Source organism: Kitasatospora sp. NPDC048545 (assembly GCF_040651155.1).
GTDB lineage: Bacteria > Actinomycetota > Actinomycetes > Streptomycetales > Streptomycetaceae > Kitasatospora.
Genome location: NZ_JBEZIQ010000026.1, coordinates 90,225 through 106,767, shown reverse-complemented (window position 1 = coordinate 106,767; position 16,543 = coordinate 90,225). Strand labels below are relative to the sequence as shown.

At 74.2% G+C, this 16,543-nt stretch carries 17 protein-coding genes; 9 read left to right on the top strand and 8 right to left on the bottom strand.

What is annotated here, in order from left to right; translation table 11 throughout:
- From AB0D10_RS24270 to AB0D10_RS24250, 5 genes are all read right to left on the bottom strand, one after another.
- On the bottom strand, positions 1–585 hold the full coding sequence (locus tag AB0D10_RS24270; protein WP_360259877.1) for an NUDIX hydrolase: 585 nt from the start codon (positions 583–585) through the stop codon (positions 1–3).
- On the bottom strand, positions 582–1,742 hold the full coding sequence (locus tag AB0D10_RS24265; protein ID WP_360259875.1) for a type III polyketide synthase: 1,161 nt from the start codon (positions 1,740–1,742) through the stop codon (positions 582–584). Before AB0D10_RS24265 ends, AB0D10_RS24270 begins: the two co-directional genes overlap by 4 nt.
- 117 nt (positions 1,743–1,859) lie before the next feature.
- Positions 1,860–3,065: a cytochrome P450 gene (locus tag AB0D10_RS24260; RefSeq protein WP_360259872.1), complete on the bottom strand. Its 1,206-nt coding sequence runs from the start codon at positions 3,063–3,065 to the stop codon at positions 1,860–1,862.
- A gap of 183 nt (positions 3,066–3,248) precedes the next feature.
- Positions 3,249–3,968: a response regulator transcription factor gene (locus tag AB0D10_RS24255; RefSeq protein ID WP_360259962.1), complete on the bottom strand. Its 720-nt coding sequence runs from the start codon at positions 3,966–3,968 to the stop codon at positions 3,249–3,251.
- 71 nt (positions 3,969–4,039) lie between these two features.
- Positions 4,040–4,912 (bottom strand): histidine kinase, encoded by an 873-nt coding sequence (locus tag AB0D10_RS24250; protein WP_360259870.1) that lies wholly within the window; start codon positions 4,910–4,912, stop codon positions 4,040–4,042.
- Between the two features lie 118 nt (positions 4,913–5,030).
- Here AB0D10_RS24250 and AB0D10_RS24245 point away from each other — a divergent pair, with 118 nt between their 5' ends.
- The 4 genes from AB0D10_RS24245 (at position 5,031) to AB0D10_RS24230 (ending at position 9,842) form a co-directional block, all read left to right on the top strand.
- Positions 5,031–5,756, top strand: a complete 726-nt coding sequence (locus AB0D10_RS24245) for an ABC transporter ATP-binding protein (protein ID WP_360259868.1) — start codon at positions 5,031–5,033, stop codon at positions 5,754–5,756.
- Positions 5,753–8,062, top strand: coding sequence for an FtsX-like permease family protein (locus tag AB0D10_RS24240; protein WP_360259866.1), 2,310 nt, complete (start codon positions 5,753–5,755; stop codon positions 8,060–8,062). Before AB0D10_RS24245 ends, AB0D10_RS24240 begins: the two co-directional genes overlap by 4 nt.
- Before the next feature lie 209 nt (positions 8,063–8,271).
- On the top strand, positions 8,272–9,207 hold the full coding sequence (hemC, locus tag AB0D10_RS24235; RefSeq protein ID WP_360259864.1) for a hydroxymethylbilane synthase: 936 nt from the start codon (positions 8,272–8,274) through the stop codon (positions 9,205–9,207).
- Positions 9,208–9,305: 98 nt separating this feature from the next.
- A complete protein-coding gene (locus tag AB0D10_RS24230; protein WP_360259862.1) occupies positions 9,306–9,842 on the top strand; it encodes a hypothetical protein in 537 nt (178 codons plus the stop codon).
- 54 nt (positions 9,843–9,896) lie between these two features.
- Here AB0D10_RS24230 and AB0D10_RS24225 read toward each other — a convergent pair whose 3' ends face one another.
- Positions 9,897–10,433, bottom strand: a complete 537-nt coding sequence (locus tag AB0D10_RS24225; protein ID WP_360259860.1) for a winged helix-turn-helix domain-containing protein — start codon at positions 10,431–10,433, stop codon at positions 9,897–9,899.
- Positions 10,434–10,491: 58 nt separating this feature from the next.
- Here AB0D10_RS24225 and def point away from each other — a divergent pair, with 58 nt between their 5' ends.
- The 3 genes from def to AB0D10_RS24210 all read left to right on the top strand — a co-directional run bounded on the left by def (position 10,492) and on the right by AB0D10_RS24210 (position 12,591).
- Positions 10,492–11,085 (top strand): peptide deformylase, encoded by a 594-nt coding sequence (gene def / locus AB0D10_RS24220; protein WP_360259858.1) that lies wholly within the window; start codon positions 10,492–10,494, stop codon positions 11,083–11,085.
- A gap of 77 nt (positions 11,086–11,162) precedes the next feature.
- Positions 11,163–11,846, top strand: a complete 684-nt coding sequence (locus AB0D10_RS24215; RefSeq protein WP_360259856.1) for a class I SAM-dependent methyltransferase — start codon at positions 11,163–11,165, stop codon at positions 11,844–11,846.
- A gap of 136 nt (positions 11,847–11,982) precedes the next feature.
- Positions 11,983–12,591 carry a hypothetical protein gene (locus tag AB0D10_RS24210; RefSeq protein ID WP_360259854.1) on the top strand — a complete coding sequence of 203 codons (609 nt, stop codon included), beginning with the start codon at positions 11,983–11,985 and terminating at the stop codon, positions 12,589–12,591.
- A gap of 391 nt (positions 12,592–12,982) precedes the next feature.
- On the opposite strand, the gene AB0D10_RS24205 is transcribed toward AB0D10_RS24210, so the two are convergent.
- Positions 12,983–13,630, bottom strand: a complete 648-nt coding sequence (locus AB0D10_RS24205) for a TetR/AcrR family transcriptional regulator (RefSeq protein ID WP_360259851.1) — start codon at positions 13,628–13,630, stop codon at positions 12,983–12,985.
- Between the two features lie 109 nt (positions 13,631–13,739).
- On the opposite strand from AB0D10_RS24205, the gene AB0D10_RS24200 reads away from it, so the two are divergent.
- Together AB0D10_RS24200 and AB0D10_RS24195 are read left to right on the top strand one after the other, a co-directional pair.
- Complete coding sequence (locus tag AB0D10_RS24200; RefSeq protein ID WP_360259849.1) at positions 13,740–14,483, top strand: SDR family oxidoreductase; 744 nt, start codon at positions 13,740–13,742, stop codon at positions 14,481–14,483.
- A 74-nt stretch (positions 14,484–14,557) separates the two neighbouring features.
- A complete protein-coding gene (locus AB0D10_RS24195; RefSeq protein ID WP_360259847.1) occupies positions 14,558–14,983 on the top strand; it encodes a hypothetical protein in 426 nt (141 codons plus the stop codon).
- Positions 14,984–15,020: 37 nt separating this feature from the next.
- Here AB0D10_RS24195 and AB0D10_RS24190 read toward each other — a convergent pair whose 3' ends face one another.
- Entirely contained in the window at positions 15,021–16,454 is a 1,434-nt protein-coding gene (locus AB0D10_RS24190; RefSeq protein WP_360259845.1) for an SDR family NAD(P)-dependent oxidoreductase, read from the bottom strand.
- Positions 16,455–16,543: the final 89 nt, after the last annotated feature.

Sequence of the window (16,543 nt, the reverse complement as noted above, 5' to 3'; positions counted from 1 at the left end):
CTATCCCAGGCCGGCCCGGCGCCGCAGCTCCACCGCCAGCCCGACCAGCTCGCCCCACCAGGCCTCGTGCCCGGTCAGCAGCAGCCGCTGCGCCTCGGCCGCCGGGACGGCGCGGACCTCGACCACCTGCTCGCCGTCCGCCGGGTTGGTCGGCGAGGAGTCCAGCACGACCTCGCCCCAGCCCCACAGCCAGGCCTTCTCCGGGTGCGGCTGCCACGGCCGGTACGGCACCGGGTCGTCGGTGCGGCAGCGGTGCGCGCCCAGCCAGCCCGGCTCGCCGACCAGCCGGGCGCCCGCCTCCTCGCGCAGCTCGCGCTCCAGGCAGGCGGCGACGCTCTCGTCCTGCTCCCGGGTGCCGCCGGGCAGGAACCAGTGGTCCTGGTCGTCCCGGCAGAGCACCACCTCGCCGTCCGCGAAGCCGACCAGGTGGATGTTGGTGACCAGGCCGTCCGGCGGCAGCTCGGTGGAGAACTGCGCGTCGTACCGTCCCCAGCTCCAGTACTGCGGCGCGTGCAACGCCGGGAAGCGGGAGGCGAGTTCGGCGGCTCTGACGGAGGCGTCGGTGCGGTCCGTGGTATCGGTCATTCGGTGATCGTAGTGCCGGCCGGGAAACGGCGGGGGACGGTCGGATGGACGAGGGCGATGCCGGAGGTGGAGAGGGCGCGCGGCCGCGGGGGAAGCGCCGGATCGACCGGCGCCCCGACCCAACTCCCCAGGGAGATCTCGGCGGTGATGCCCGGTCCGAAGCCGGCGATCAGCCCGGTGGTGCCCTCGGGGACGCCGCCGTCGTCGAACAGCCGGGACAGCGCGTCGAAGACGACGGCACTGGCGATGTTGCCGCGCTCGGTGAGCGTTGCACGGCTGTAGCGGAAGGCGGCCGGCTCCAGGTCGAGGAAGCGGCACAGGTCGTCCAGGATGCGCGGGCCGCCGGCGTGCACGATGTAGAAGCCGAGCCTGGAGACGTCCCAGCCGTGCTCGCCGGCCAGGCCGCGCAGTGCGGGCGCGAGCATCTCCATCGTGCCGGGCACCCGCTTGTCGAGCTGGAAGTGGAAGCCGGTCTCCTTCACCCCGTAGGAGATCCAGTCCTCGGTGTCCGGGACGAGGTGCGAGCCGTTGCGTTCGACCTGCACACCGTGCCCGCCGTGCCCGCGCATCACCACGGCGGCCACCGCGTCCCCGAACAGGCCGTTGGAGAGCAGCGAGCCGACGCCGAGGTCGGTCGGCTGGTAGCAGAGCGAGCAGAACTCGCAGGCGACGATGAGCACGTTGGCGCCGGGGTAGGCGCGGCAGAAGTCGTGCGCGCGGTTGACGGCGGCGCCGCCGGCCGCGCAGCCGAGCTGGGCGATCGGCACCTGGCGGGTGTCGGAGCGGAAGCCCATGGTGTTGATCAGCCAGGCGGTCATCGACGGCATCATGAAGCCGGTGCAGGACACGTAGACCATCAGGTCGATGTCCCGGGCGGTCAGCTCGGCGTACGCGAGCGCGCGTTCGACCACCTCGGGGACGCGGCGCTTGGCCTCGCGCTCGTACACCTCGTTGCGGACGGTGAAGCCCGGGTGGGTGAGGGTGCGCTCGATCGGCTGGACCAGGTGCCTGGTGCGTACGCCGGTGTTCTCGATCAGCCGCAGTGCCAGGCCGAGCTGGGGGTGGCCGGCGTGCAGGGCGCGGGCCAGGTCCAGGGTCTCGTCGAGGGTGATGACGTGCTCGGGCACGGCGATGGCGGGGCGGCAGAGTGTTGCCATGGGTGCGGGTCTCCCCTGGGGGGCCTGGGGGCAGGCCGGTGGATGCGTGGAACGGTGACGCCGGCCGCGCGGCGGCGGGCGGTGGTGCGCGGTGGTGCGCGGCGGCCGGGGAGGCGGCTACCAGGCCACCGGCAGGGTGCGCGGGAAGCGCCAGATCGAGCCGGAGTCCCAGTCGAGGTCGGCCGGTGCGACGGCCAGGCGCAGGCCGGGGAAGCGCCGCAGCAGGGTGCCGATGGCGACCTGCAGCTCCATCCGGGCCAGGTGCGAGCCGAGGCAGTGGTGCTGGCCGTGGCCGAAGGCCATGTGGGTGGGCGCGCCGCGGTCGAGGTCCAGCTCGTCGGGGCGCTCGTACACGGCCGGGTCGCGGTTGGCGGTCAGGTAGGAGACGTGCACCGCCTCGCCGGCCCGGATCGCCACCCCGCCCAGCTCGACGTCCTCGGTGGCGACCCGGGCGATGCCGACGCCCTGGCGGAACGGGATGAAGCGCAGCAGCTCCTCCAGGGCGCGCGGCAGCAGGTCGGGCTGGGCGCGGAGCTTGGCGAGCTGCTCGGGGTGGGTGAGCAGGGTGTAGGTGATGTTGCCGAGCTGGTAGGTGCTGGTGTCGTGGCCGGTGACCAGCAGGACCATCGCCATGACTGTCAGCTCGTCGGCGTCCAGCAGTTCGTCGCCGTCGCGGGCGGTGGCGAGCGCGCTGATCAGGTCCTCGCCCGGGTCGGCGCGGCGGGCGGCGGTGAGCTCGCCGAAGTAGGCGCGCAGGGCGGTCTTGGCGGCCTCCTGGCCGTCCCGGCTGCCCGGGCCCATCCGCATCATCGCGACGGCGTGGCCGCGCAGTTCGGCGCGGTCGTCGGCGGGGATGTCCAGCAGCTCGCAGATGGTGGTGAGCGGCAGCCGGCCGGCCAGGAAGTGCATCAGGTCGGCGGGGGAGCCGTGTTCCGCCATCTCGTCGAAGTAGTCGTCGACGGTCCGCTGGGTGGCCGGGCGCATCCGCTCGACCTGGCGGTTGGTGAAGCCCTGGGCGACCAGGCGGCGCAGCCGGTTGTGGGCGGGCGGGTCCATCAGGTTGATGGCCTCGGCCTGGGCGATCGGGGCCGGCGTCATTCGCGGCAGGTCGCGGCCGATGCCCGCGGCGCGGCTGAACCGGCGGTCGGTGGTGACCGTCCGGACGTCCTCGTAGCGGGTGGCCAGCCAGGCCTCGCCCTCGCCGTGCGGCAGTCGGATCCGGGCGACCGGGGCCTCGGCGAGCAGTCGCTTGAGGAGGGGGTCGAACTCCAGGCCGTCGGTGTGGTGGAAGGGGCAGTCCCACACGGGGGGAGTGGTGGTCACGGGCCTGTCCAATGGTCTTCGTCATGCCGGGTGATGCGGCCCGAGGGTTCTTCCGTTCGGGCGCGGACATGCAGATGTTCCCCCATGGACTGGCAAAAAGGCGGATTCGACGGGGAGTTAGCTCTAATGAGTGAGCTGGCTGATTGTCATGCGAACTGTCGGGTCACTGTGGCGAGTTGGGGATCAGCCCGCGCCGCCCGGCGCGACCAGCCCGGTCTCGTAGGCGAGGACCACCGCCTGCGCCCGGTCGCGCAGGTGCAACTTGGCGAAGATCCGGGCCACGTGCGTCTTCACCGTCGACTCGCTGAGGGTGAGTTCGCGCGCCAGCTCGGTGTTGGACAGCCCGCGTCCGAGCAGGGCCAGCACCTCCGCCTCGCGCGGGGTGAGCGGGGTGAGGTCGCGGTGCAGCGCCGGGCCGTCGGCGCCGGGGGCCGGGCGCGGGGCGCCGGCCGCGAACCGCTCGACCAGCCGCCGGGTGATCGAGGGCGCGAGCAGGGCGTCCCCGGTGTCCACCAGCCGTACGGCGGCGGCGAGGTGGGCGGAGGTGACGTCCTTCAGCAGGAAGCCGCTGGCACCCGCGGACAGGGCGGCGTAGACGTAGTGGTCCAGGTCGAAGGTGGTCAGCATGATCACCCGGCAGCCGGGCACCCCGGCGAGGATGCGCCGGGCGGCCTCCAGGCCGTCCATGCCGGGCATCCGGATGTCCAGCAGGGCGACGTCCGGCCGGTGCCGGGCGGCGGCGGCCACCGCCTCGGCGCCGTCGCCGGCCTCGGCGACCACGTCGATGCCGCGCGCGGTGAGGATCATCCGGAAGCCGGTGCGCACCAGCTCCTGGTCGTCGGCGATGACCACCCGGGGGCGGCGCTCCCGGCCCCCGTCCGCCGCGGTGCCCCCGTCCGCCACGTCGTCCTCCACGGTGCCCACGTCCGCCACGTTCTCCTCCTCCACCACGGTGCCCTCCGTCGGGCGCTTCGTCACGGCCGGTCCAGCGGGATGCGGGCGCGGACCCGGTAGCCCCCGCCGAGCCGGCGCCGGGCGTCCAGGTCCCCGCCGTACACGGCGACGCGCTCGCGCAGGCCGATCAGCCCGCGTCCGGCGCCGTCGCCCCGGCGGGGCGACGGGACGGGCCCGTCGGGCGCGGCGGCCGGTCCGCCGACGAGCACGCTCGGCCCGCTGTTGAGCACCTCGACCCGCAGGTAGTGGTCCGCGTAGCGCACCGTCACCTGGGCCGTCACCCCGGTCCCGTGCTTGAGCGCGTTGGTCAGTGCCTCCTGGACGATCCGGTACGCCGTCACGTCGATCCCGGCCGGCAGCGGCCTCGGCTCGCCGGAGATCCGGACCTCGACCGGCAGCCCGGCGAAGGCGAACCGGTCGACCAGCGGGCTCAGCCGGCCCAGGCTCGGCTGCGGCGCGAAGTCCTCCCGCACCGGCTCCTCGCTGCCGTCCGCGGCGGGGGCGAGCAGCCCCAGCAGGTGGCGCAGTTCGGTCATCGCGTCCCGGCCGGCGGCCTCGACGGCGGCCATCGCCGCCGCCGCCTCCTCCGGCATGGTGGCCAGTACCTCGCGTGCCGCGCCCGCCTGCACCACCATCAGGCTCACGTTGTGGCTGACGATGTCGTGCAACTCGGCGGCGATCCGGTTCCGTTCGGCGTCCACGGCGGTCCGGGCGGCGCTCTCCCGCTCCCGTTCCAGCAGCCAGCCGCGCTCGCCGATCGCCTCCCGGTGCAGCCGCCGCGCCCGGGCCAGCGCCACGGCCAGCCAGCCGGCGCCCGCGCACGCCACCCCGGCCACCGCGACGGCGGCCCATTCCGTCCCCGTTCCCCACACGGCGTCAGCTTCGCAGGTCACGTCATGATCCGCGTCACCCGGGGGTGCCGGGCCCGTACATCCCCGGTACTACGGCGGTGCGCGGTTACACCCCGGGTGGGACGTACCGGCCCCGCGCCCCCGCCTACCGTCGTCCACCATGAGCAACGACCACGACGGGACCTCCCGGCCGGACGACGCGCAGGTCGTCGTCGAGCTGTCCGGGGTCCACAAGGAGTTCGGCGACGCCAAGGCGCTCGACGGCGTCGACCTGCGGATCCGGGCGGGCGAGGCGGTCGCCGTGATGGGCCCCTCCGGGTGCGGCAAGTCCACCCTGCTGAACATGGTGGCCGGACTGGACCGGCCCACCGCCGGCACGGTCCGGGTGCAGGGGCAGGACCTCGGGCAGCTGAACGAGACCGGGCTGGCACTGTTCCGCCGCCGCCACATCGGCATGATCTTCCAGTTCTTCAACCTGATCGACGACCTCCCGGCCCTCGACAACGTCGCCCTGGCCGCCCAACTGACCGGCACCACCGCCCGCCAGGCCCGCCGCCGCGCACTGGAACTGCTCGACGAACTCGGCGTCGCGCACCGCAAGGACGTCTACCCGGCCGCGCTCAGCGGCGGCGAACGCCAACGGGTCGCGGTGGCCCGGGCCCTGGTGAACCGGCCGGCCCTGCTGCTCGCGGACGAGCCGACCGGCGCGCTGGACAGCCGCTCCGGCGAGCAGGTGATGGACCTGCTGATCGACCTCAACCAGATCGGGCAGACCCTGCTGATCGTCACCCACGACCCCAACCTGGCCACCCGCTGCGCCAGTCGGCTGGTCGAGGTCGCGGACGGCAAGGTGGCGCGCGAGCGGATGCTGGAGGCGCAGTCGTGACCGGCGCCGTGTGGCGGGCCTCCCGGGCGGCCGTGAAGCGCCGCCGGGTGCAGACCGTGGTGATCGGCCTGGTCGTCTTCTGCTCCACCACGACCGTGCTGCTCGCCCTCGCGGTGATCAGCGCGGCCCGGGCGCCCTTCGACGACGCGTTCTCCGGGCAGCGCGGCGCCCACGTCGTCGCCTCCTTCGACCCGGCCGCGGCCCCGGCGGAGCAACTGGCCGCCACCGCCCACCGGCCGGGTGTCGAGGCGGCTGCCGGGCCGTTCGACCAGGCCGTGGTGGAGGTCTCCGCCGACTGGGCCGGCCGCCCGCCCGGAGCACTGACCCTGGTCGGCCGGTCCGACCCGGCCGGGCCGGTGGACCGGGTGCAGATGCTGGGAGGCCGGTGGGCCACCGCGCCGGGCGAGGTGGTCGTCAACGAGCCGTTCGGGGGCTTCTCGGAGAAGCTCCTGAACCTTCGGATCCCGCTCAGCAGCGGCGAAGGGCTCACCGTCGTCGGCTTCGCCACCAGCATGAGCCAGAGCGCCGGCGGGTGGGTCACCCCCGCGCAGGCGGCCGCCCTGCACCCGGTCGCCCGGCAGATGCTCTACCGGTTCTCCGACGCCTCCGACGAGCAGCGGCTCGCCTCCGCCGTGGACACCGTCACGGAGGGCCTGCCGAAGGACGCGCTCACCAACACGCAGTCGTACCTGGTACTGAAGGAGGCCTTCTCGGCGGGCGCCGACGCCTACCTGCCGCTGATGACGGTCTTCGGCGTGCTCGGCCTGGTCGTCGCCGCACTGATCGTCGGCAACGTGGTGAGCGGCGCGGTGGTCTCCGGCTACCGGCACATCGGCGTGCTGAAGTCGATCGGCTTCACCCCGCGCCAGGTGGTCACCGTCTACCTGACGATGGTCTCGGTGCCCGCGGTCGTCGGCACCGTCCTCGGCACGGCGGTCGGCTGGGCGGCGTCGTACCCGATCCTGCAGTCCGCCTTCTCGGGGATCACCACCGGCACCGCCCGGATCGAACCGGCCCGCTGGCTGCCCGCCGCCACCCTGATCAGCGTCCCGCTGCTGGTCGTCCTCGCCGCGCTCGTCCCGGCCTCGCGCGCCCACCGGCTCTCCGCCGCCCAGGCCATCTCGGCCGGCAGCGCGCCGCGCAACGGGCGCGGGCTGAGGATCCAGCGCCGGCTGAGCGGCACCCGGCTGCCGCGCGCCGTCAGCCTCGGCCTCGGCCAGCCCTTCGCCCGCCCCGCCCGCACCGCGCTCACCATGTCGGCGATCGTGCTCGGCGTGCTCACCGTGACCGTGACGACCGGCCTGAGCAGCACCCTGACCAGGCTGATGGACCACAACGACGGCCACACCCACGTCACCGTGCAGACCGCCCACTTCGCCGGCAACAGGACCGAGCCCACGCTCACCCCCGCCCAGACCGAGACGATGCTGCGGACCACCCCCGGCGCCGAAGGGGTCGCCGTGCGCGGGCTGGTCCAGGTCGGGCTGGTCGGCTTCACCCAGCCGGTCTTCGCCGACTTCTACAGCGGCGACGACGCCGTCGACTCCAAGCGCCTCCAGGTGGTGAAGGGCCGCCCGGCGACCGGGCCGAACGAGATCGAGGCCGGGCCGTCCTTCCTCAAGCAGCACGGGCTGAAGCTCGGCGACCGGCTCACCCTGGACCTGGACGGGCGGCACCTGACCGTCACGGTGGTCGGCGAGGAGAGCCAGGGCAACGCCCGGGCGTTCACCTCCAACGGCGCCACCAGGGCCGCGCTCACCGACGACCCGCACGCCGTCGAGTACGACGTGAAGCTCGCCCCGGGCGCCGACGCCGAGGCCTACCAGCGGGCGGTCTCGGCCGCCGACCCGAGCCTGTCGCCCTCGGTGTTCGCGCCCGACCTGGCCGGTCCCGTCGTCGCGGTCATCAGCTTCGCCACGATCTTCACGGTGCTGCTGTCGGTGGTCGCCGCGCTCGGCGTCTTCAACACCCTGCTGCTCACCATCCGTGAGCGCCGCCGGGACCTCGGCATGCTGAAGTCGATCGGGATGACGCCCCGGCAGGTGGTGACGATGACGATCACCTCGGTGGCCTGGCAGGGCGCGGTCAGCGCGGTCATCGGCGTCCCGGCCGGGATCCTGGCGCACCGGCTGCTCGTGGAGAACGTCGCGAGCATCGTCTTCCCGGAGTCCACGATCGACGTCTGGGATGCCCTGCCGCTCACCGGGCTCGCCTTCGCGGGCGTCGCGATCGCCGTCCTGGGCGCGCTCGTCCCGGCGCGGTCGGCGGCGCGGCTGCCGATCGCGGAGGTGCTGCACAACGAGTGAGCCCGCCGGGGGACGGCGGGGGCGGTCGGACGGGAAACCGTCCCGTCGCCCCCGCCGTCCCGTCGCCCCCGCCGGGGAGGGCCGGGGCCGCGATCGACGCCGTGGGGCCGGTGATGCGGAACGGGCGGCAGGGGCGGATGAGGCGGCACTGTGCGCCACATGCCTGACGTGCCGTCAAGGAAAGCCGTTCGACGGCCTATCATCGCGCCATGTCCACCGCAGAGCTGATCCGCATCGTCTCCCGCTCCTCGCCCATGGCGCTCGCCCAGGTCGAGCGGGTCCGCGCCGAACTCGCCGTCCTGCACCCGGGCCTGCGCACCGAGGTGGTTCCGGTCACCACCTCGGGCGACCGCTGGACCGGCGACCTCGCCCACCTGGGCGGCAAGGGCGCGTTCACCAAGGAGGTCGACGCCGCGCTGCTCGCCGGAGAGGCCGACGTGGCCGTGCACTGCCTCAAGGACGTGCCCGCCGACCGTCCGCTGCCCGCCGGGACCGTCTTCTCCGCCTACCTGCGCCGGGACGACATCCGCGACGCCCTCGTCCACCCCGGCGGCCTGACCCTCGCCGAACTCCCGCCCGGCACCCGGATCGGCACCTCCTCCGTCCGCCGCACCGCCCAGCTCGCCTCCTCCCACCCGCACCTGGAGTGCGTGCCGATCCGGGGCAACGCCAACAGCCGGCTCGCCAAGCTCGAAGCCGGGACGGTGGACGCCCTGCTGCTCGCCGTGTCCGGCCTGGAACGGATCGGCGAGCAGGCGCGGATCACCGAGGTCCTCGGCGTCGAGGCGATGTGCCCGCCGATCGGCGCCGGGATCCTCGTCCTGCAGTGCCGCGAGGACGACACCGCGACCATCGACGCCGTCACCACGCTCGGCCACCACGACACCTGGCGCGAGGCGGCGGCCGAGCGGATGTTCCTGCACGTGCTGCAGGGCCACTGCAACAGCCCGATCGCCGGCTACGCCAAGGCCGAGCGGGACGGCCGCCTCTCGCTGCGCGGCCGGGTCTTCACCTCGGACGGCAAGCAGGTGCTGGACGCCCACGAGTGGGCGGGCGCGCTCAGCCCGGAGGACCTGGGGACCTCGGTCGCCCTGGCGCTCAAGCGGCAGGGGGCGCAGGAACTGATCTCCTCGATCCCGCACTGACCGCACTGACCGCACGGACCGCGGGGGCCGCACGGACCGGGCGGGATTCTCCCAGCCCCGAGGAGAACCGGGCGGGGGTCCGCGGCGTCCGTTGAGAAGTGATCAGTGCGGTGCTCGGCGCGATGCCGATGTTCTGGCCCGGGCTCCTGCTCTCGCTGGCGCCGGCGGCCCTGCTGAACCGGCAGGTGGGGCGGCTGCTGCGGGCCCACTGGGCGGTCGGCTTCGTGCTGCTGCTCGGGCTCGGCGGGGTGATCGTGGCGACCCTGCTGCCGGAGGCGTTCCGGCTCTCCGAGGACGCCGTCCGGCACTGCACCGTGGCCGGCGGGCGGCCGCGGTCGCCGTACGAGCTGCTGCACGTCCGGCACATCGAGCTCAAGCTGGCGACCTACGCCCCGGTCGGCTTCGCGGCCGCCCTGGCGGGCACCCGGCGGCGGGCGGCGGTGGCGCTGCTGGCGACGGCGGCGCTGCCGTTCGCGGTGTCGGTGTTGCACTACGCGCTGCCGGTGATCGGGCGGACCTGCGACGTGCAGGACGTCTGGGACGGCGTGCAGGGGGTCGTGTTGGGTGCGGCGGCCGGGCTGCTGGTCGGGCCGCTGGTACGGGCGGTGGCCCGGCAGTCCTGGCGCCGGGCCTGAGCGCCGGCCCGGGACCGGGGCGTCTGGCTCCTGTTCACCGGGCCTGAGCGCCGGTCACCGCTCCTGGGCAGGCTCGTCGAGGAGCGGGAAGAGGCGGGTGACGGCGGCGACCGGCCGGGAGCCGGCGGGGCGGGTGGCCGGGTCGGTGTCGCGGCCCCGGTAGCGGGCGAGGACCTGCCGGACGGCCTCGCCGACGGCCGCCAGTTCGGCGGGGGTCAGGTGGACGACGGTGCTGAAGGCCTCGTCGTGCTGCCACTGCGCCGGGGCTTCGGCGCGCCGGGCGAGCCAGCGCCGGTGGCTCTCGTCCTCCAGGCCCCGGGCCAGGGCGTCGAACCCCTCGTCGTCCGCGACGGGGCGTGGTTCCTGCGGCAGGCGCCACGGCCGGGCCCGTCCGTCGGCGGCCGGGGCCTCCTCGATCAGTCCGTGGCGGGCGAGCTGCCGCAGGTGGAACGAGCACAGGCCGGAGCTGTGGCCGAGCCGGGCGGCGGCCTCGGTGGAGGTGACGGTGCCGCGCTCCGCGAGCAGCTCCAGCAGCGCGGTCCGTACGGCGTGTTCGGGGAGGGCGCCGGTTCTGACGAGGTCTTCGGTCACTTTGCAAAGTCTGCTACTTTGCAAAGCCGATGACAAGCCCGACCCCCGGAGGAACCCCGTGTCCGAGCTGCGCGAACGTCCGACCGTCCTGCGGATCACCGAGGTGGGGGAGGACATCCTGCGCCGCACCTGCCGGACGGCGACCGACGAGGACTTCGGCAGCGAGCGCCTGGCCCGGCTGATCGACGACATGTTCGTCACCATGCACGTCGCCGAAGGCTGCGGCCTCGCCGCCAACCAGGTGGACGTGGACCTTCGGCTGTTCGTCTACGACTGCACCGACGACGACGGCGTCCGGCACGTCGGCCACGTGCTCAACCCGGTGGTGGAGGAGCAGGAGCCCGGCCGCGCGCTGATCGAGGAGGTCGAGGGCTGCCTCTCCGTCCCCGGCGCCAACACCCGGCTCGCCCGTCCGGTCAACACCGTCGTGCACGGCGTCGACCAGCACGGCGCCCCCGTGACGGTCGAGGGCACCGGCTACTTCGCCCGCTGCCTCCAGCACGAGACCGACCACCTGAACGGCGGGCTGTACATCGACCGGCTCTCCGCACGGGACCGCAAGCGGATGATGAAGCAGACCGCCGACCGCCGGGAGAAGGTGTTCGCCGAGCGGGCCGCCAGGGCCGCCGAGCGGGTCGCGGCCGACCGCTGAGGATCCCGCCGGACAAGCCCTCGTCGGCCGGGCCCTCGCCGACCGGGCCCTCACCGGCCGGGCTCTATGGTGACGCGGTGACCGAACCCGCGCACCTCGCCGCCGTCCGGGAGTCGTACGACACCGTCGCCGCCGACTACCTCCGCCTCGTGGTCCCGCCGGAGGGCATGGACCCCGTGTCACGGGCCGTGCTCGCCGCCTTCGCCGAGCTGGTCCGGGAGTCGGGCGGCGGCGAGGTCGCCGACCTCGGCTGCGGGCCGGGGCGGGTGACCGCGTACCTGGCCGGTCTGGGATTGACCGCCTTCGGCGTCGACGTGTCCGGGAAGATGATCGACCTCGCCCGCCGCGCCCACCCCGGACTCCACTTCCGCCGGGGCTCGATGGCCGACCTCGACCTCCCCGACGGCACCCTCGGCGGCATCCTCGCCTGGTACTCCGTCCACCACACCCCGCCCGAGCAACTCCCGGAACTCTTCGACGAGTTCGCCCGCGTGCTCGCCCCCGGCGGTCACCTGCTGCTCGGCGGCCACGCCGGTGAGACCGCCCGGCTGAACCCCACCCGGGGATACGGCCACCCGGTGTCCTACACCTCGCACCTGATCCCGGCGACGCGCCTGGCCGAGCTGCTGACCGCCGCCGGCTTCACCGTCACAGCACGGCTCGAACAGCCGAACCCGCGCGACGGATCCCGTTCCTACGTCTGCCTGCTGGCCGAATCCGACACAACGCCGTCGCATCACCCTGCGCCCCCGGCGGAATGAACGAGCAGGGCGGGGCGAAGTGCGGCGCCGCACCGGCCGCCGACGCAACGCGGTCGTACGGGGCGCACGGCCGAACCCGCCGGGTGGCGCGGACCGGCAGGGTGGATGTCGGTCGGGCCCGCTACCGTCGCTCGCCATGGACAAGGACCTCCTGAAGGACACCGACCCGCTGCCGGACCGGGTCGGGCACGTCGGCGGCATCGAGTCACTGACCCTCGACGGGCGCCGCCACTACTACGGGTTCGACTACGCGAGCGACCTGGTGCTGTCCCCGATGATCGAAGACCCGCACGTGATGGCGGACTTCGCGAGCCGGCACATGCGCCAGAGCACGGGCAGCCACGAAGCCGCCCACTGGGCGGAACTGGTCGCCGCCGCGGTCGACGGCTCCGCGCTGACCGACGACGACACCACGCGGGAGTTCGACTCGGAAGCCCTGCGGGCCGGCCTGCCCGAACCGGGGAGCCACCTGCTCTACCTCCTGGGCGCCGCCACCGGATGGGAGGACTGGTCCGAGGAGGCGCCGCCGGAGGTGCGGCAGGCGTACCGGCGGCTCGGATTCGACGAGGACGACGACGAGTTCCTCGACCACTGTCTGGAGGCCGTCCACGATCACGGCGCGAAGGCGCGACCCGACGAATGGGTGGTCATCCGCCACCACCTCACCACCGCGGTCCACCGACTGCCGGGCAACTGGAAGCTGCTGTTCGCGCCGCTCGCGGAAGGCGTGACCAGGATCGGGTGAGCGCGGCGATCCCTCGACGGGGTACACCAACGGCCCGTCACCCGGAAGGTGATGGGGCGCTGGGGGAGGGGGTTCGGTCAGACCTCGGCAGATCCGTGACGCGATGGCGGCGTACTACGCCCGGCCGGTGGAGAGCGGCCGCTCGCCGAACGTCGAGAAGTCCGGTTACGTGCTGCACGCCGCCGCCGATCCCGACGTGTTCATCGCCGAGATCGACACCGTCTTCGACGGCGATGACGGCGACGGCGACGGTGTGACCGTCTCCCTCGTGCAGATCTTCCGGGTGCGGGACGGGAGGATCGCCCGGCTGCGCGACTACGTCGGGTCCGCCGACGTCCTGCGCAGCACCGACAGCTACGGGGGAGGGTGGCCGGCGGGGGCGGTCGAGGGGTCAGTCGCCGCGGTTCGCCGTGACGAGCGAGTCGGCGAGGCGTTCCGCCGTGTCCTGGTCCAGCGGTCCGTGCCCGAGCAGGAAGCGGTACCAGAACACGCCGTAGACCTGGTCCACGATCAGGTCCAGGTCGGCGTTCCCGGCGAGCTCTCCGCGGTCGCGACCCCGGGAGAGGAGGTCGTGCAGGGCGTTGCGGCGGGTGGCGGTGAAGCTCCGCATGAGGTCGGCGAGGTGCGGGTCCCTGGCGGCCTCGCGGGCGAGGGCGCGCAGCGCGGAGGCGGTGGTGCCGTGCTGGGCGGCGTCGAAGGTGGTGGCGACGAAGGCGCGCAGGTCGGTGCGCAGGGCGCCGGTGTCGGGGCCGTCGACGTCCTGGTCGGCGCGGTCGGTGAGGGCGTCGAGCAGCACGGCGCCCTTGGAGGGCCACCACCGGTAGACGGTCTGCTTGCCGACGCCGGCCGTACGGGCGATGGCGTCGATGGTGACGGGCGCGCCGTCCGGGGCCGCGAGCAGGTCGAGGGCGGCGTCGAGGATCGCCCGGTGGGCGGCCTCGTTGCGGCGGCGTCCGGTGTGCGGCCGGGCGGACGGGGCCTGCCCGGGTGCCGGGTCGGTTCGCCCCGACCGTTCCGTTCGGGGTTCGGTCTCGCTCATGGTCTCCCGCTCCTCCGGTCCGTTCCCTTGTCCGCGCTTGACAAGACTAGCAGTCTCGACAAACATCATTGCCGGAACGGCCGGTCTCGACAAGTTGAAGGGCACCACCATGAGCACTGCATCGAACCTCTTCGCCGGACAGCGCGTCGTCGTCATGGGCGGCAGCTCCGGCATCGGCGAGGCCGCCGCCACCGCCTTCGCGGCCGACGGAGCCGAGGTCGTGGTCACCGGCCGCGACCGCGAGCGGCTCGACGCCGCCGTAGCCCGGATCGGCGGCAGGACCACCGGCCGCCGGCTGGACGCGGCCGACCCCGCCGCAGTCGCCGCCTTCTTCGCCGAGGAGGGCACCGTGGACCACCTGGTCGTCGCGGTCAGCGGCGCGGCCGGCAGCGGCCCGTTCGCCCGGCTCGACCTGGCCGAGCTCGCCACCGGCTTCGACGCCAAGTTCTGGCCCCAGGTCCGCGTCCTGCAGGCGGCGCTGCCGCACCTGCGCCAGGACGGCTCGGTCACCCTGATCACCGCCGCCTCCGCCCGCGCCGCCATCCCCGGCACCGCCGGACTGGCTGCCATCAACGGCGCGCTGGAGGCGATGGTGCCGCCGCTGGCCGTCGAGCTGGCCCCGCTGCGGGTCAACGCGGTCTCGCCCGGCGTGATCGACACCCCGTGGTGGGACCGCGTCCCGGCCGAGCAGCGCACCGCGCTCTTCGAGGGCCTCGCCGCCACCACCCCGGTCGGCCGGGTCGGCCGCGCCGAGGACGTCGCCCGGGCGATCCACATGCTGGCGGCCAACACCTTCGTGACGGGTGTGGTGTTCGACTGCACCGGCGGGGCCAACCTGCCCACCGGGCGCTGAGCACGCCGGACGGCCCGGCCCGGGAGCACTCCCCGGGCCGGGCCGTTGTCGCACCGCGCCCGTACGGTTCGGGCATGGACGTTCCCGAGGTGATCCCGATCCGGCACGAGCCGCAGGGTCGCACCCGCACCATCGGCCGCTGGCGGGGCGGCGAGTTCTTCGCCTCCGTCACCGGCCCGGCCGGCCGGCCGGGGTGGTACGCGGTGCTGCACCGCTTCGACCCCGCGGGCCGGCACCTCGACTCGCGGGTCCGGGCCACGGCCACCGGCCCGGAGGCCCGGCAGCTGCTGGACGCGTGGCTGGCCGCCCTGCCCGGCCGCGAGTACCGGGACATCGCGATCGCGCCGTTCGAGGTCCGGGTCGACGGCGAGCTGTTCGGGCTCGTCGTCGAGGAGGACGACGAGGTGGAGGAGGACGAGGAGGACTACCGCTTCACCGCGGAGCTCCTCCCCGACGGCCTGGGCTTCCACGAGCCGTGGTGCGGCTGCTACGACACCTGAGCGGCGGCCGCCCGGGACGGCCGGGCGGCCCGGCCCGTCACCACTCCGCGACCCGGTAGTCCTTGAGGAACACCCCCGACAGCGGCTCCCCGGCCTCGCCCCGGACGATCGGGTCGTAGACCCGGGCCGCGCCGTCCACGATGTCGAGCGGCGTGCGGAAGCCCAGCCCGGCGAGGCGGGCCTTCTTGGGCGCCGGGTTCTCGTCGGTGATCCAGCCGGTGTCGACGGCGCACATGTACACGCCCCGGGTGGCGAGTTCGGCGGCGCTGGTGCGGGTGAGCATGTTGAGCGCGGCCTTCGCCATGTTGGTGTGCGGGTGCCGCGCGGTCTTGTTGCGGACGGCGAACCGGCCCTCCACCGCCGTGACGTTGACGATGTAGCGGGAGGGGTGAAGGGAGGCCAGCAGCAGGGGCAGCAGCCGGTCGCAGAGCAGGGCCGGGGCCAGGGCGTTGACCAGCTGGGTTTCCAGGACCTCGGCCGGGTCGAGCGAACCGAGCGTGGCGGACCAGGAGTTGGCGGGGGCGAGGTCGGGCAGCAGCCCGGCCTCGTCGGTGCCGCCGCTCGGTTCGCCCGGGCCGCCCGTCCCGATCAACGACCCGGCTCCGGACGTCAGCCGGGCGCCCGGAGCGGACGGCCGGAAGCCCGGGGCGTGGCTGATCGCCCGGCGGTCGGCGGCGGGCAGGGCGTCCCGCTCGCCGGCGGCCAGCAGCGCGTACGACTCGGGCGGGCGGCGCAGCGTCTGGGCGGCGTTGTTGACGAGGATGTCGAGCGGACGTCCGTCGGCGCGGAACTGCTCGGTCAGGCCCAGGACCTGGCGCGGGTCGCGGAGGTCGATGCCGACCACGCTGAGGCGCTCCCACCACTGCTCGCTGCCCTCGGCGGCGCGGAAGCGGCGGACGGTGTCCTGCGGGAAGCGGCTGGTGACGGTCAGCTCGGCGCCGTCGCGCAGCATCATCAGGGCGAGCTGGAAGCCGATCTTCACCCGGCCGCCGGTGAGCAGCGCGCGGCGCCCGCGCAGGTCGGTGCGCAGGGCCCGGCGGGCGGTGTTGTCGGCCGAGCAGTCCGGGCAGAGCATGTGGTAGAAGCCGTCGACCCGGCGGTAGGCCTGTTTGCAGACGTAGCACTTGCGCCGGAGCTGCAGTTCGCCGACCGGTCCGGTGGGGTTGGCGGTGAGCGGTGCGTCCTCGCGGCGGTGCCGGGCGCCGGTCGCGGTGGCGGCGAGCAGTGCGGCGTCGGCCTGCCGGACGGCCTCCTTGGCCTCCTGGCGGCGGCGCTTGCGGCTCTCCATGACGAACGAGCTGAGCTGCCGCTCGACGTGCAGCCGGTCGCGGTCGTGCGGGGGCAGTGCCCGTAGCCGGCCGAGGGTGCGGCTGAACGCGGCGAGTTCCTCGGCGCTGGGGCCCGTCGCGCCGGCGGCCTCGCCGGTCGGATGGATCGTGCTGAGCTGGTTGTGGTCGTCCCGGACCGTCATGTCCGCCCCCTCGTGCCGTACAGGTGGGTGGGACAGTAGCCGACGGTCCGGGATGATGGGATGCCAATTTTCTCCGGTCGGCGGCCGAC